This window comes from Streptococcus sp. FDAARGOS_522, assembly GCF_003812445.1.
Classification (GTDB): Bacteria; Bacillota; Bacilli; order Lactobacillales; family Streptococcaceae; genus Streptococcus; species Streptococcus agalactiae.
Genome location: NZ_CP033808.1, coordinates 1,105,335 through 1,121,365, shown reverse-complemented (window position 1 = coordinate 1,121,365; position 16,031 = coordinate 1,105,335). Strand labels below are relative to the sequence as shown.

Sequence of the window (16,031 nt, the reverse complement as noted above, 5' to 3'; positions counted from 1 at the left end):
ATATAGCGCTAACATTATATCATACTCTAATACACTTTGTCTTGTTTAGTCTGTTGTCAATGATAGTAACATTAGAAAAGAATTGAGTCTTTTAGGTTATTTATGGTATAATAAAACCAATTTAGATAAATGGAGCACTATTTTGAAAAAAACCTATCGGGTAAAAAGTGATAAGGATTTTCAAATGATTTTCAGCAGAGGTAAAAATGTTGCTAATCGAAAATTTGTTATCTACTATTTAGAAAAAGAACAAAAACACTTTCGTGTGGGAATCTCTGTTAGTAAGAAATTAGGAAATGCTGTTGTTCGTAACGCTATTAAAAGAAAAATTAGGCATGTTTTACTCTCTCAGAAAACAGCGCTGCAAGATTATGATTTTGTCGTGATTGCGCGTAAAGGTGTAGAGGAATTGGACTATCAAGCATTAGAAAAAAATCTTATACACGTTTTAAAAATAGCAGGACTCATCTAGAAAGGTATAAAATTGAAGAAAAAACTTAAAACATTTAGCTTAATATTGCTGACAGGCTCTTTATTGGTTGCTTGCGGACGAGGAGAAGTATCTAGTCATTCAGCCACATTATGGGAGCAAATAGTTTATGCATTTGCTAAATCAATACAATGGCTCTCCTTTAACCATTCAATTGGTTTGGGAATAATCTTATTCACTCTAATAATCAGAGCGATTATGATGCCGCTTTATAATATGCAAATGAAATCCAGCCAAAAGATGCAGGAAATTCAGCCAAGGCTCAAGGAATTACAAAAAAAATATCCAGGGAAAGATCCTGATAACCGTTTAAAGCTAAATGATGAAATGCAATCTATGTATAAAGCTGAGGGAGTTAACCCATATGCAAGTGTATTACCTCTTCTAATTCAGTTACCTGTCCTATGGGCTCTTTTCCAAGCTTTGACTAGGGTTTCTTTCTTAAAAGTAGGAACATTTTTGAGCCTAGAATTATCACAGCCGGACCCATATTATATTTTACCTGTACTGGCGGCCTTATTTACCTTTTTATCAACTTGGTTAACTAACAAAGCAGCTGTTGAAAAAAATATTGCTTTAACTCTTATGACTTATGTTATGCCGTTTATCATATTGGTAACAAGCTTTAACTTTGCTAGTGGTGTTGTTTTATACTGGACGGTGTCTAATGCTTTTCAAGTATTTCAAATTCTATTATTGAACAACCCATACAAGATTATAAAGGTTCGAGAAGAAGCAGTAAGAGTGGCACATGAAAAAGAACAAAGAGTTAAACGTGCTAAGAGAAAAGCAAGTAAGAAAAGAAAGTAGGAAAACCATGGTATTATTTACAGGAGCGACTGTAGAAGAAGCTATTGAAAAAGGACTACAAGAGTTAAACATTTCACGATTGAGGGCACATATAAAAGTTGTATCACGTGAGAAAAAAGGTTTTTTGGGCTTTGGTAAAAAGCCAGCAAAAGTTGAAATAGAAGGTATCACCGACGAAGTAACTGATATTAATGAATCGGTAGCGTTAAAAAATATTAAGAATGTACCGTCTAGCGTAGATGTGGTGGAAGAATATATAGAGGAGGTTGATGAAACGCTTGAAAAAGAAGACGTATCACAACCAGAACTTCCAAAAATTGATGATAAAAACGTTGTAACTACAAGTGAAGCTATTGAAAAAATTGACCTACTTCCTAATATTGAAGTAGCAGCTGCTCAGGTGACTAAATACGTTGAAAATATCATCTATGAGATGGATTTAGATGCAACAATAGAAACTACGACAAGTAAGCGACAAATAAATCTCCAAATAGAAACGCCAGAAGCTGGGCGCATCATTGGTTATCATGGAAAAGTATTAAAATCGTTGCAGTTGTTAGCACAAAATTATCTTCATGACCGCTTTTCTAAGAGTTTTTCAGTATCCATTAATGTCCATGACTACGTTGAGCATCGTACAGAAACTTTAATTGATTTTTCTAAAAAAATAGCTAGGCGTGTTTTAGAGACTAATGAACCTTACCATATGGATCCTATGAGTAACAGTGAGCGAAAAACTGTTCATAAAACAATTGCAACTATAGAGGGTGTTGAAAGTTATTCTGAAGGTAACGATCCTAATAGATTTGTAGTAGTTACTAAGAAATAAAAAGAGGTGAGACCTCTTTTTTTCTTGCGCTCTATCTACATTTTCAGAAAATGTAGAAAAAGTATGAAAAAAGAGTTGACAAAGTAAGAGATGATGTAGTAAACTAAATAAGTTGTCTCGAGAGAGCAGTTTCTATTAGCGCGTAGTTAACAACTTAAAAAAAGTAGTTGACAAAGCAGAATAAGTTTGCTAGAATATAGAAGTTGTCTCAAGAGAGGCAAAGACCTTTGAAAACTGAACAAGACGAACGAATGTGCAGGGTGGATTTACATTGTAAATCCGTCAATGACAAAAAACAATAAATCTGTCAGCGAGACAGAAAGAGCAAAGCTCAAACTTTTAATGAGAGTTTGATCCTGGCTCAGGACGAACGCTGGCGGCGTGCCTAATACATGCAAGTAGAACGCTGAGGTTTGGTGTTTACACTAGACTGATGAGTTGCGAACGGGTGAGTAACGCGTAGGTAACCTGCCTCATAGCGGGGGATAACTATTGGAAACGATAGCTAATACCGCATAAGAGTAATTAACACATGTTAGTTATTTAAAAGGAGCAATTGCTTCACTGTGAGATGGACCTGCGTTGTATTAGCTAGTTGGTGAGGTAAAGGCTCACCAAGGCGACGATACATAGCCGACCTGAGAGGGTGATCGGCCACACTGGGACTGAGACACGGCCCAGACTCCTACGGGAGGCAGCAGTAGGGAATCTTCGGCAATGGACGGAAGTCTGACCGAGCAACGCCGCGTGAGTGAAGAAGGTTTTCGGATCGTAAAGCTCTGTTGTTAGAGAAGAACGTTGGTAGGAGTGGAAAATCTACCAAGTGACGGTAACTAACCAGAAAGGGACGGCTAACTACGTGCCAGCAGCCGCGGTAATACGTAGGTCCCGAGCGTTGTCCGGATTTATTGGGCGTAAAGCGAGCGCAGGCGGTTCTTTAAGTCTGAAGTTAAAGGCAGTGGCTTAACCATTGTACGCTTTGGAAACTGGAGGACTTGAGTGCAGAAGGGAGAGTGGAATTCCATGTGTAGCGGTGAAATGCGTAGATATATGGAGGAACACCGGTGGCGAAAGCGGCTCTCTGGTCTGTAACTGACGCTGAGGCTCGAAAGCGTGGGGAGCAAACAGGATTAGATACCCTGGTAGTCCACGCCGTAAACGATGAGTGCTAGGTGTTAGGCCCTTTCCGGGGCTTAGTGCCGCAGCTAACGCATTAAGCACTCCGCCTGGGGAGTACGACCGCAAGGTTGAAACTCAAAGGAATTGACGGGGGCCCGCACAAGCGGTGGAGCATGTGGTTTAATTCGAAGCAACGCGAAGAACCTTACCAGGTCTTGACATCCTTCTGACCGGCCTAGAGATAGGCTTTCTCTTCGGAGCAGAAGTGACAGGTGGTGCATGGTTGTCGTCAGCTCGTGTCGTGAGATGTTGGGTTAAGTCCCGCAACGAGCGCAACCCCTATTGTTAGTTGCCATCATTAAGTTGGGCACTCTAGCGAGACTGCCGGTAATAAACCGGAGGAAGGTGGGGATGACGTCAAATCATCATGCCCCTTATGACCTGGGCTACACACGTGCTACAATGGTTGGTACAACGAGTCGCAAGCCGGTGACGGCAAGCTAATCTCTTAAAGCCAATCTCAGTTCGGATTGTAGGCTGCAACTCGCCTACATGAAGTCGGAATCGCTAGTAATCGCGGATCAGCACGCCGCGGTGAATACGTTCCCGGGCCTTGTACACACCGCCCGTCACACCACGAGAGTTTGTAACACCCGAAGTCGGTGAGGTAACCTTTTAGGAGCCAGCCGCCTAAGGTGGGATAGATGATTGGGGTGAAGTCGTAACAAGGTAGCCGTATCGGAAGGTGCGGCTGGATCACCTCCTTTCTAAGGATAAGGAAACCTGCCATTTGCGTCTTGTTTAGTTTTGAGAGGTCTTGTGGGGCCTTAGCTCAGCTGGGAGAGCGCCTGCTTTGCACGCAGGAGGTCAGCGGTTCGATCCCGCTAGGCTCCATTGAATCGAAAGGTTCAAATTGTTCATTGAAATTGAATATCTATATCAAATTCCACGATCTAGAAATAGATTGTAGAAAGTAACAAGAAATAAACCGAAACGCTGTGAATATTTAATGAGTTTTCTAGTTTTAAAGAAACTAGGTTAATAAGGTTAAGTTAATAAGGGCGCACGGTGGATGCCTTGGCACTAGAAGCCGAAGAAGGACGTGACTAACGACGAAATGCTTTGGGGAGCTGTAAGTAAGCGCTGATCCAGAGATGTCCGAATGGGGAACCCACTAGTTAATGACTAGTATCCATATCTGTTAAGGATATGAGAAGGAAGACGCAGTGAACTGAAACATCTAAGTAGCTGCAGGAAGAGAAAGCAAAGCGATTGCCTTAGTAGCGGCGAGCGAAACGGCAGGAGGGCAAACCGAAGTGTTTACACTTCGGGGTTGTAGGACTGCGATATAGGATTAATCATTATAGAAGAATTACCTGGGAAGGTAAGCCAAAGAGAGTAACAGCCTCGTATTTAAAATGATAGATTAACCTTAGCAGTATCCTGAGTACGGCGAGACACGCGAAATCTCGTCGGAATCTGGGAGGACCATCTCCCAACCCTAAATACTCTCTAGTGACCGATAGTGAACCAGTACCGTGAGGGAAAGGTGAAAAGCACCCCGGGAGGGGAGTGAAATAGAACCTGAAACCGTGTGCCTACAACAAGTTCGAGCCCGTTAATGGGTGAGAGCGTGCCTTTTGTAGAATGAACCGGCGAGTTACGATATGATGCGAGGTTAAGTTGAAGAGACGGAGCCGTAGGGAAACCGAGTCTTAATAGGGCGTCATAGTATCATGTTGTAGACCCGAAACCATGTGACCTACCCATGAGCAGGTTGAAGGTGAGGTAAAACTCACTGGAGGACCGAACCAGGGCACGTTGAAAAGTGCTTGGATGACTTGTGGGTAGCGGAGAAATTCCAAACGAACTTGGAGATAGCTGGTTCTCTCCGAAATAGCTTTAGGGCTAGCGTCGATGTTAAGTCTCTTGGAGGTAGAGCACTGTTTGGGTGAGGGGTCCATCCCGGATTACCAATCTCAGATAAACTCCGAATGCCAACGAGATATAATCGGCAGTCAGACTGCGAGTGCTAAGATCCGTAGTCGAAAGGGAAACAGCCCAGACCACCAGCTAAGGTCCCAAAATATATGTTAAGTGGAAAGGATGTGGGGTTGCACAGACAACTAGGATGTTAGCTTAGAAGCAGCTATTCATTCAAAGAGTGCGTAATAGCTCACTAGTCGAGTGACCCTGCGCCGAAAATGTACCGGGGCTAAAACATATTACCGAAGCTGTGGATGACACAAAAGTGTCATGGTAGGAGAGCGTTCTATGTGTGAAGAAGGTGTACCGTGAGGAGCGCTGGAACGCATAGAAGTGAGAATGCCGGTATGAGTAGCGCAAGACAGGTGAGAATCCTGTCCACCGTAAGACTAAGGTTTCCAGGGGAAGGCTCGTCCGCCCTGGGTTAGTCGGGACCTAAGGAGAGACCGAAAGGTGTATCCGATGGACAACAGGTTGATATTCCTGTACTAGAGTATATAGTGATGGAGGGACGCAGTAGGCTAACTAAACCAGACGATTGGAAGTGTCTGGTCAAACAGTGAGGTGTGATATGAGTCAAATGCTTATATCTTTAACATTGAGCTGTGACGAGGAGCGAAGTTTAGTAGCGAAGTTAGTGATGTCACACTGCCAAGAAAAGCTTCTAGCGATACATATACTCTACCCGTACCGCAAACCGACACAGGTAGTCGAGGCGAGTAGCCTCAGGTGAGCGAGAGAACTCTCGTTAAGGAACTCGGCAAAATGGCCCCGTAACTTCGGGAGAAGGGGCGCTGATTTTAGATCAGCCGCAGTGAATAGGCCCAAGCAACTGTTTATCAAAACACAGCTCTCTGCTAAATCGTAAGATGATGTATAGGGGGTGACGCCTGCCCGGTGCTGGAAGGTTAAGAGGAGTGCTTAGCGTAAGCGAAGGTATGAATTGAAGCCCCAGTAAACGGCGGCCGTAACTATAACGGTCCTAAGGTAGCGAAATTCCTTGTCGGGTAAGTTCCGACCCGCACGAAAGGCGTAATGATTTGGGCACTGTCTCAACGAGAGACTCGGTGAAATTTTAGTACCTGTGAAGATGCAGGTTACCCGCGACAGGACGGAAAGACCCCATGGAGCTTTACTGCAGTTTGATATTGAGTATCTGTACCACATGTACAGGATAGGTAGGAGCCTATGATAACGGGACGCCAGTTTCGTTTGAGGCGTTGTTGGGATACTACCCTTGTGTTATGGCTACTCTAACCCAGATAGGCAATCCCTATCGGAGACAGTGTCTGACGGGCAGTTTGACTGGGGCGGTCGCCTCCTAAAAGGTAACGGAGGCGCCCAAAGGTTCCCTCAGACTGGTTGGAAATCAGTCGTAGAGTGTAAAGGTATAAGGGAGCTTGACTGCGAGAGCTACAACTCGAGCAGGGACGAAAGTCGGGCTTAGTGATCCGGTGGTTCCGTATGGAAGGGCCATCGCTCAACGGATAAAAGCTACCCTGGGGATAACAGGCTTATCTCCCCAAGAGTTCACATCGACGGGGAGGTTTGGCACCTCGATGTCGGCTCGTCGCATCCTGGGGCTGTAGTCGGTCCCAAGGGTTGGGCTGTTCGCCCATTAAAGCGGCACGCGAGCTGGGTTCAGAACGTCGTGAGACAGTTCGGTCCCTATCCGTCGCGGGCGTAGGAAATTTGAGAGGATCTGCTCCTAGTACGAGAGGACCAGAGTGGACTTACCGCTGGTGTACCAGTTGTCTTGCCAAAGGCATCGCTGGGTAGCTATGTAGGGAAGGGATAAGCGCTGAAAGCATCTAAGTGCGAAGCCCACCTCAAGATGAGATTTCCCATGATTTTATATCAGTAAGAGCCCTGAGAGATGATCAGGTAGATAGGTTAGGAGTGTAATTGTGGTGACACATTTAGCGGACTAATACTAATAGCTCGAGGACTTATCCAAAAGAGATATTGACAACGTTACGGTTTCTTGTTAGACTATAGATATTCAATTTGAGTGAATAAGGCTCAATAGTTAAGTGATAATTGCCTAGGAGATACACCTGTTCTCATGCCGAACACAGAAGTTAAGCCCTAGAACGCCGGAAGTAGTTGGGGGTTGCCCCCTGTGAGATAAGGTAGTCGCTTAGCAAAGGGAGTTTAGCTCAGCTGGGAGAGCATCTGCCTTACAAGCAGAGGGTCAGCGGTTCGATCCCGTTAACTCCCATAGAAGCGGGTGTAGTTTAGTGGTAAAACTACAGCCTTCCAAGCTGTTGTCGCGAGTTCGATTCTCGTCACCCGCTTTACTTTATAAGAAAGTAAAAACCAAGCAATAGCTTGGGCGCGTAGCTCAGGTGGTTAGAGCGCACGCCTGATAAGCGTGAGGTCGGTGGTTCGAGTCCACTCGTGCCCATCAAGAATATGGTCCGTTGGTCAAGGGGTTAAGACACCGCCTTTTCACGGCGGTAACACGGGTTCGAATCCCGTACGGACTATTCTTAAAAAAAGTAGAAAGTGATCTTTCTACTTTTTTTATTTTAAGTATATATTTTTGCAATAGTATTGTAATTAAATTTGATATTAATAAAAACACACTATTTAGTGTGTTAGTTAGCGCTTTTTCAATTCAAGGTACCGTTTATACCAGATATTGATATATGATGATGAAAAGGGGCCTTTATTCTCATTTATCCATTCTACCAATATTTTTACATTTTCCTTTAATATATAATCAATATCGGTAGGATAGTTCATCTGAGCTTTATGCTGTTCATATTCGTCCACATCTAGTAGTCTTTTTTCACCATCTGCAAATACTTTGACATCAAGGTCATAGTCAATATACTTGAGTGCTTCAGGGTCCAAGATATACGGACTTGCTAGATTACAATAGTAGGAGACACCAGTTTCACGTATCATAGCGATAATGTTAAACCAGTATTTTTTATGAAAGTATACTATTGCAGGCTCTCGTGTCACCCAGCGTCGACCATCATTTTCTGTTACTAAAGTATGATCATTAACACCAATGAGGGCATTTTCGGTTGTTTTTAATACCATGGTGTCACGCCAAGTTCGGTGTAAACTACCATCATGTTTGTAACTTTGAATTGTAATAAAGTCGCCTTCTTTAGGTAATCTCATAGCCTACCAACTTTCTACAATTTATACGTCTGTTATAGTTTATCATAATTTTCTGTAAAATACATCGTCTGAGAGTTATTATCTTATAAATATTCTCTTAAAGCACTTTTGATATCTTCGTACTGGTATCCTTTACGCATTAAGGCATTGATTATACGTTGCTTTAATTCATACTGGTCATGTTTTTTTGATAATTTTTGGTATTGTTTATCTAATTCTTTATAAATGAGGTCTTCTTCAAGTTCTTGATCTTTTTCAATTTCAAGGTTTTGAATTACGGTATGCACTATCTGATAATCAAATCCTTTTGTAGTTAAGCTCTGCATCAATTTATCTTTTAATGCTTTTAGTGGAAGTTTGTTTTGATATTTTTTATAGAGTTTTTGGCTTATTTTGGATGCTAAGTCTTGAAAGTTTATAGCTTGAAGTTCAGATTCAATTATTTTACTTTTGATACCTTTTTGCAATAATTTTTGTTTTATCACGTATGGTCCCTTATCGCCAGTATTTAGATTTTGCTGTATGAAAGATTGCACGTAGTTTTTATCGTTTATCCAATTCTCACTTTTTAGATTATCAATAATTTGTGGAATAATTTTAGAATCAATATCATGTTGTTGAAGATATTTAATAACTTCTTTCTCGGTTCTCTGCTTGAAAGAAATATAATAAAGACCTAGATTTTTACCGTATGATAGTTGGGCAAATTTTTTAATATTTTCAAGTTTCTCGGCATTAATTATCATCCCTTTACTTAACATAAAATGAACGATAGTATCTTCTGTTATATATAAATTTTCGGTATTGTCTAGCTCTAGAGTGTAAAGTCTTTTTTTCTTTTCGATTTTGGTTATTTTCATAGTTTTTATTATAGCAAAAATGATAAAATAGTAAAAATGAGTCTTTTTTTAAATGTTATGGATTTATAGTATTTTCTTAGTTAGGGAGTAATGAACTGATGAATGTGGTTTTAAAACAGCGAATTCCTTTAAAAATTAAACGAATGGGAATTAATGGTGAAGGAATAGGTTTTTATAAAAAAACACTAATCTTTGTTCCAGGGGCCCTCAAGGGAGAAGAGGTGTTTTGTCAGATTTCTTCTGTTAGACGTAATTTTGCAGAAGCTAAACTGTTAAAGATAAATAAAAAATCTAAAAATAGGGTAGAACCCCCTTGTTCTATTTATAAAGAATGTGGGGGATGCCAAATAATGCACCTTCAATATGATAAGCAGCTAGAGTTTAAAACGGATGTTATTCGACAGGCTCTAATGAAATTTAAACCAGAGGGATATGAGAATTATGAAATCCGTAAAACGATAGGTATGTCGGAACCTGAACACTATCGTGCTAAATTACAATTTCAAGTGCGTTCGTTTGGAGGGAATGTAAAGGCAGGTTTATATGCACAAGGGACACATCGATTGATTGATATCAAAGATTGTTTAGTGCAAGATAGCCTTACTCAGGAAATGATAAATCGAGTTGCAGAACTTTTAGGAAAATATAAATTGCCTATTTATAATGAACGTAAAATAGCTGGTGTCCGTACTGTTATGATTCGACGAGCACAAGCGAGTGGAGAGGTTCAACTGATCTTTATCACAAGTAAAAGACTTGATTTTGATGATGTTGTTATTGAATTAGTTCGAGAGTTTCCTGAGTTAAAGACAGTTGCTGTAAATATCAACGCTAGTAAAACAAGTGATATCTATGGTCAAATAACAGAAGTTATTTGGGGTCAAGAATCCATCAATGAAGAAGTATTAGATTATGGTTTTTCGTTATCACCACGTGCTTTTTATCAACTTAATCCTAAACAAACACAAATTTTATATAGTGAGGCAGTTAAGGCCTTAGATGTGAAGGAAGATGATGATTTAATTGACGCTTATTGTGGAGTAGGAACGATTGGACTTGCTTTTGCTGGAAAAGTTAAAAGTGTTCGTGGAATGGATATTATCCCTGAGGCTATTCAGGATGCTAAAGAGAACGCACTTTATATGGGTTTTACTAATACACATTACGAAGCTGGAAAGGCAGAGGATATTATCCCTAGGTGGTATAGTGAGGGATTTCGCGCTAATGCGTTAATCGTGGATCCTCCTCGCACAGGTTTAGATGATAAATTGCTAAATACTATACTAAAAATGCCTCCAGAAAAAATGGTTTACGTTTCTTGTAATACATCCACGCTTGCTAGAGACTTAGTAACATTAACAAAAGTATACCATGTCCACTACATCCAATCCGTTGACATGTTTCCACATACAGCAAGGACCGAGGCTGTAGTGAAACTACAACGTAAGGAATAATAAAGTTTTCTAATCAAAAAATAAGAGTATTTTTGGGTATTCTTATTTTTAGATAGTAATGGTGAGATATTAATATAACATAGTCTAAAAACACATGGTTTAAGCTATTTGATACGGAAATTTACCTTAGAAATGGTAAATAGTTCCATTAAGTATATTCATCTTTGCAAATTTGACCTTGCCTTTTAAGTTTCATTGAGTTAAAATAGAAAAAATATTTTTAACAAGATGATAGAACATCGTAAATTAAGGTTTAAAGGAAATGCTTATGATAATAAATTCATTCGATAATAGTAGAAAAGCGATTATTAATCCTGAAGATATTAATTCACCAATAAAAGGTTTTCCAAAGACTGTTATTACCTGTTTCGCGCGGGAGACTTTCAATCGTATTTTAGAAGAATTGCCTCATCGTGAAATTGCTAGAACTAGTGTAGCAAACTTAGAAATTCCCATTTATGAATTAGAATTTAAAGGACAAAAGATTGGCTTTTTCAATGCTTATGTTGGTGCTTCAGCTTGCGTAGCAATCTTGGAAGATATTATAGTATTTGGAATGGAAAGTTTAATTGTTTTTGGAACATGTGGCGTCCTTGATTCGTCAATTGAGGAGACATCCATTATTATTCCAAGAAGTGCTATTAGGGATGAAGGGACATCATTTCATTATTCGGAAGCAAGTTCTGAAATTGCAGTAAACACAAATTCAATTTTTTTACTCTGCGGATAATTTAGATGCAGAAGTATGGGAAGCAAGATCTTTAGGAAATAGCGAGGATTTAGAAAAGAAAGATAAAATTGCTTATATTGCCATGGAGTTTGCTATAGAGACTTTTTAGGGTCTACTGTATGATGTTGAAAGGAAGATAGCAATGTGGAATGTAAAACCTTTTGATAATTTAACTACACATGAGTTGTTTCAAATATATAAATTAAGAGTATCTGTATTTGTGGTTGAACAAGATTGTCCTTATCAAGAGGTTGATGATGAAGATTTGATTTGTTTGCATGGGATGAATTGGGTAGATGGTCAATTGGCAGCTTATTATAGATTGATACCAGAAGATGATAAGGTGCATTTGGGACGTGTGATTGTTAATCCAGACTTTAGAAAAAAGGGATTAGGAAATCAATTAGTGGAATATGCGATTAAATTTAGTGAGGCAAATTACCCTAATAAACCTATTTATGCTCAGGCCCAAGCTTATTTACAAGATTTTTATCAATCTTTCGGATTTCAACCTGTCTCAGATATCTATCTAGAAGATAATATTCCTCATCTTGATATGGTTTTATTATAAATACATGCTATTTAAACTATCAATTAAAAGGTCTCTCAGTATTGCTGAGAGATCTTTTAATTAACAAAAATTTAAAAAATTTAAATTAAAAATTAAAAATAAAATTTATCGCTAATTATTCTATTGCTAATAAATTAATTATGTTGTAATATAGTATGCATACTGATTTTTGGAGGAAATAGGAAAAGTGGATAAACATCACTCAAAAAAGGCTATTTTAAAGTTAACACTTATAACAACTAGTATTTTATTAATGCATAGCAATCAAGTGAATGCAGAGGAGCAAGAATTAAAAAACCAAGAGCAATCACCTGTAATTGCTAATGTTGCTCAACAGCCATCGCCATCGGTAACTACTAATACTGTTGAAAAAACATCTGTAACAGCTGCTTCTGCTAGTAATACAGCGAAAGAAATGGGTGATACATCTGTAAAAAATGACAAAACAGAAGATGAATTATTAGAAGAGTTATCTAAAAACCTTGATACGTCTAATTTGGGGGCTGATCTTGAAGAAGAATATCCCTCTAAACCAGAGACAACCAACAATAAAGAAAGCAATGTAGTAACAAATGCTTCAACTGCAATAGCACAGAAAGTTCCCTCAGCATATGAAGAGGTGAAGCCAGAAAGCAAGTCATCGCTTGCTGTTCTTGATACATCTAAAATAACAAAATTACAAGCCATAACCCAAAGAGGAAAGGGAAATGTAGTAGCTATTATTGATACTGGCTTTGATATTAACCATGATATTTTTCGTTTAGATAGCCCAAAAGATGATAAGCACAGCTTTAAAACTAAGACAGAATTTGAGGAATTAAAAGCAAAACATAATATCACTTATGGGAAATGGGTTAACGATAAGATTGTTTTTGCACATAACTACGCCAACAATACAGAAACGGTGGCTGATATTGCAGCAGCTATGAAAGATGGTTATGGTTCAGAAGCAAAGAATATTTCGCATGGTACACACGTTGCTGGTATTTTTGTAGGTAATAGTAAACGTCCAGCAATCAATGGTCTTCTTTTAGAAGGTGCAGCGCCAAATGCTCAAGTCTTATTAATGCGTATTCCAGATAAAATTGATTCGGACAAATTTGGTGAAGCATATGCTAAAGCAATCACAGACGCTGTTAATCTAGGAGCAAAAACGATTAATATGAGTATTGGAAAAACAGCTGATTCTTTAATTGCTCTCAATGATAAAGTTAAATTAGCACTTAAATTAGCTTCTGAGAAGGGCGTTGCAGTTGTTGTGGCTGCCGGAAATGAAGGCGCATTTGGTATGGATTATAGCAAACCATTATCAACTAATCCTGACTACGGTACGGTTAATAGTCCAGCTATTTCTGAAGATACTTTGAGTGTTGCTAGCTATGAATCACTTAAAACTATCAGTGAGGTCGTTGAAACAACTATTGAAGGTAAGTTAGTTAAGTTGCCGATTGTGACTTCTAAACCTTTTGACAAAGGTAAGGCCTACGATGTGGTTTATGCCAATTATGGTGCAAAAAAAGACTTTGAAGGTAAGGACTTTAAAGGTAAGATTGCATTAATTGAGCGTGGTGGTGGACTTGATTTTATGACTAAAATCACTCATGCTACAAATGCAGGTGTTGTTGGTATCGTTATTTTTAACGATCAAGAAAAACGTGGAAATTTTCTAATTCCTTACCGTGAATTACCTGTGGGGATTATTAGTAAAGTAGATGGCGAGCGTATAAAAAATACTTCAAGTCAGTTAACATTTAACCAGAGTTTTGAAGTAGTTGATAGCCAAGGTGGTAATCGTATGCTGGAACAATCAAGTTGGGGCGTGACAGCTGAAGGAGCAATCAAGCCTGATGTAACAGCTTCTGGCTTTGAAATTTATTCTTCAACCTATAATAATCAATACCAAACAATGTCTGGTACAAGTATGGCTTCACCACATGTTGCAGGATTAATGACAATGCTTCAAAGTCATTTGGCTGAGAAATATAAAGGGATGAATTTAGATTCTAAAAAATTGCTAGAATTGTCTAAAAACATCCTCATGAGCTCAGCAACAGCATTATATAGTGAAGAGGATAAGGCGTTTTATTCACCACGTCAGCAAGGTGCAGGTGTAGTTGATGCTGAAAAAGCTATCCAAGCTCAATATTATATTACTGGAAACGATGGCAAAGCTAAAATTAATCTCAAACGAATGGGAGATAAATTTGATATCACAGTTACAATTCATAAACTTGTAGAAGGTGTCAAAGAATTGTATTATCAAGCTAATGTAGCAACAGAACAAGTAAATAAAGGTAAATTTGCCCTTAAACCACAAGCCTTGCTAGATACTAATTGGCAGAAAGTAATTCTTCGTGATAAAGAAACACAAGTTCGATTTACTATTGATGCTAGTCAATTTAGTCAGAAATTAAAAGAACAGATGGCAAATGGTTATTTCTTAGAAGGTTTTGTACGTTTTAAAGAAGCCAAGGATAGTAATCAGGAGTTAATGAGTATTCCTTTTGTAGGATTTAATGGTGATTTTGCGAACTTACAAGCACTTGAAACACCGATTTATAAGACGCTTTCTAAAGGTAGTTTCTACTATAAACCAAATGATACAACTCATAAAGACCAATTGGAGTACAATGAATCAGCTCCTTTTGAAAGCAACAACTATACTGCCTTGTTAACACAATCAGCGTCTTGGGGCTATGTTGATTATGTCAAAAATGGTGGGGAGTTAGAATTAGCACCGGAGAGTCCAAAAAGAATTATTTTAGGAACTTTTGAGAATAAGGTTGAGGATAAAACAATTCATCTTTTGGAAAGAGATGCAGCGAATAATCCATATTTTGCCATTTCTCCAAATAAAGATGGAAATAGGGACGAAATCACTCCCCAGGCAACTTTCTTAAGAAATGTTAAGGATATTTCTGCTCAAGTTCTAGATCAAAATGGAAATGTTATTTGGCAAAGTAAGGTTTTACCATCTTATCGTAAAAATTTCCATAATAATCCAAAGCAAAGTGATGGTCATTATCGTATGGATGCTCTTCAGTGGAGTGGTTTAGATAAGGATGGCAAAGTTGTAGCAGATGGTTTTTATACTTATCGCTTACGTTACACACCAGTAGCAGAAGGAGCAAATAGTCAGGAGTCAGACTTTAAAGTACAAGTAAGTACTAAGTCACCAAATCTTCCTTCACGAGCTCAGTTTGATGAAACTAATCGAACATTAAGCTTAGCCATGCCTAAGGAAAGTAGTTATGTTCCTACATATCGTTTACAATTAGTTTTATCTCATGTTGTAAAAGATGAAGAATATGGGGATGAGACTTCTTACCATTATTTCCATATAGATCAAGAAGGTAAAGTGACACTTCCTAAAACGGTTAAGATAGGAGAGAGTGAGGTTGCGGTAGACCCTAAGGCCTTGACACTTGTTGTGGAAGATAAAGCTGGTAATTTCGCAACGGTAAAATTGTCTGATCTCTTGAATAAGGCAGTAGTATCAGAGAAAGAAAACGCTATAGTAATTTCTAACAGTTTCAAATATTTTGATAACTTGAAAAAAGAACCTATGTTTATTTCTAAAAAGGAAAAAGTAGTAAACAAGAATCTAGAAGAAATAATATTAGTTAAGCCGCAAACTACAGTTACTACTCAATCATTGTCTAAAGAAATAACTAAATCAGGAAATGAGAAAGTCCTCACTTCTACAAACAATAATAGTAGCAGAGTAGCTAAGATCATATCACCTAAACATAACGGGGATTCTGTTAACCATACCTTACCTAGTACATCAGATAGAGCAACGAATGGTCTATTTGTTGGTACTTTGGCATTGTTATCTAGTTTACTTCTTTATTTGAAACCCAAAAAGACTAAAAATAATAGTAAATAAAACTAAGTAAACTACTCGGCAATATGATGAAAAGTTCAGTTTAACATTATGTTAAGCTGGACTTTTAGGGTATTGACTCTTATTTTTGATTAATTTTATATTGATTAATGACATATAATATTATAATATTATAATTACGATTAGTATGTGATACC

8 protein-coding genes, 5 tRNA genes, 3 rRNA genes and 1 pseudogene are annotated in these 16,031 nt (G+C 38.6%); 15 read left to right on the top strand and 2 right to left on the bottom strand.

Annotation, left to right across the window (positions count from 1 at the left end; genetic code table 11):
• Positions 1 to 142 precede the first annotated feature (142 nt).
• From rnpA to EGX70_RS05525, 11 genes are all read left to right on the top strand, one after another.
• The gene (rnpA, locus tag EGX70_RS05575; protein WP_000754611.1) at positions 143 to 472 is read left to right on the top strand and encodes a ribonuclease P protein component; all 330 of its coding nucleotides are present in this window, start codon (positions 143 to 145) and stop codon (positions 470 to 472) included.
• 12 nt (positions 473 to 484) lie between these two features.
• The gene (locus EGX70_RS05570; protein WP_000727918.1) at positions 485 to 1,300 is read left to right on the top strand and encodes a YidC/Oxa1 family membrane protein insertase; all 816 of its coding nucleotides are present in this window, start codon (positions 485 to 487) and stop codon (positions 1,298 to 1,300) included.
• 7 nt (positions 1,301 to 1,307) lie between these two features.
• Complete coding sequence (jag, locus tag EGX70_RS05565; protein WP_000242577.1) at positions 1,308 to 2,129, top strand: RNA-binding cell elongation regulator Jag/EloR; 822 nt, start codon at positions 1,308 to 1,310, stop codon at positions 2,127 to 2,129.
• Between the two features lie 338 nt (positions 2,130 to 2,467).
• Positions 2,468 to 4,015 (top strand): 16S ribosomal RNA (locus EGX70_RS05560).
• 54 nt (positions 4,016 to 4,069) lie between these two features.
• Positions 4,070 to 4,142: transfer RNA gene (locus EGX70_RS05555), tRNA-Ala, on the top strand.
• Positions 4,143 to 4,293: 151 nt separating this feature from the next.
• A 23S ribosomal RNA gene (locus EGX70_RS05550) occupies positions 4,294 to 7,191 on the top strand.
• 72 nt (positions 7,192 to 7,263) lie between these two features.
• Positions 7,264 to 7,379, top strand: a 5S ribosomal RNA gene (gene rrf / locus EGX70_RS05545).
• The 16S, 23S and 5S rRNA genes sit together here with 5 tRNA genes alongside, the layout of an rRNA operon.
• Before the next feature lie 3 nt (positions 7,380 to 7,382).
• Positions 7,383 to 7,455 (top strand) — tRNA-Val (locus EGX70_RS05540).
• 5 nt (positions 7,456 to 7,460) lie between these two features.
• A tRNA-Gly gene (locus EGX70_RS05535) sits at positions 7,461 to 7,531 on the top strand.
• A 36-nt stretch (positions 7,532 to 7,567) separates the two neighbouring features.
• A tRNA-Ile gene (locus EGX70_RS05530) sits at positions 7,568 to 7,641 on the top strand.
• A gap of 10 nt (positions 7,642 to 7,651) precedes the next feature.
• Positions 7,652 to 7,723 (top strand) — tRNA-Glu (locus EGX70_RS05525).
• 115 nt (positions 7,724 to 7,838) lie between these two features.
• On the opposite strand, the gene EGX70_RS05520 is transcribed toward EGX70_RS05525, so the two are convergent.
• On the bottom strand, positions 7,839 to 8,372 hold the full coding sequence (locus tag EGX70_RS05520; RefSeq protein ID WP_001239184.1) for a DUF402 domain-containing protein: 534 nt from the start codon (positions 8,370 to 8,372) through the stop codon (positions 7,839 to 7,841).
• A gap of 83 nt (positions 8,373 to 8,455) precedes the next feature.
• The gene (recX, locus tag EGX70_RS05515) at positions 8,456 to 9,232 is read right to left on the bottom strand and encodes a recombination regulator RecX (RefSeq protein ID WP_000704972.1); all 777 of its coding nucleotides are present in this window, start codon (positions 9,230 to 9,232) and stop codon (positions 8,456 to 8,458) included.
• A gap of 98 nt (positions 9,233 to 9,330) precedes the next feature.
• Here recX and rlmD point away from each other — a divergent pair, with 98 nt between their 5' ends.
• The 4 genes and pseudogenes from rlmD (at position 9,331) to EGX70_RS05495 (ending at position 15,876) form a co-directional block, all read left to right on the top strand.
• Positions 9,331 to 10,686: a 23S rRNA (uracil(1939)-C(5))-methyltransferase RlmD gene (rlmD, locus tag EGX70_RS05510; protein ID WP_001103627.1), complete on the top strand. Its 1,356-nt coding sequence runs from the start codon at positions 9,331 to 9,333 to the stop codon at positions 10,684 to 10,686.
• Between the two features lie 268 nt (positions 10,687 to 10,954).
• Positions 10,955 to 11,525, top strand: a pseudogene (locus EGX70_RS05505) (purine-nucleoside phosphorylase).
• 33 nt (positions 11,526 to 11,558) lie between these two features.
• Positions 11,559 to 11,987, top strand: a complete 429-nt coding sequence (locus EGX70_RS05500; protein WP_123947992.1) for a GNAT family N-acetyltransferase — start codon at positions 11,559 to 11,561, stop codon at positions 11,985 to 11,987.
• A gap of 187 nt (positions 11,988 to 12,174) precedes the next feature.
• A complete protein-coding gene (locus EGX70_RS05495) occupies positions 12,175 to 15,876 on the top strand; it encodes a S8 family serine peptidase (RefSeq protein ID WP_000357579.1) in 3,702 nt (1,233 codons plus the stop codon).
• The last annotated feature ends 155 nt before the right edge of the window (positions 15,877 to 16,031 follow it).

Coding starts and splice junctions, on each gene's coding strand:
- jag (WP_000242577.1), top strand. CDS start 1,308: ATGGTATTATTTACAGGAGCGACTGTAGAAGAAGCTATTGAAAAAGGA.
- EGX70_RS05520 (WP_001239184.1), bottom strand. CDS start 8,372: ATGAGATTACCTAAAGAAGGCGACTTTATTACAATTCAAAGTTACAAA.
- recX (WP_000704972.1), bottom strand. CDS start 9,232: ATGAAAATAACCAAAATCGAAAAGAAAAAAAGACTTTACACTCTAGAG.
- rlmD (WP_001103627.1), top strand. CDS start 9,331: ATGAATGTGGTTTTAAAACAGCGAATTCCTTTAAAAATTAAACGAATG.
- EGX70_RS05500 (WP_123947992.1), top strand. CDS start 11,559: ATGTGGAATGTAAAACCTTTTGATAATTTAACTACACATGAGTTGTTT.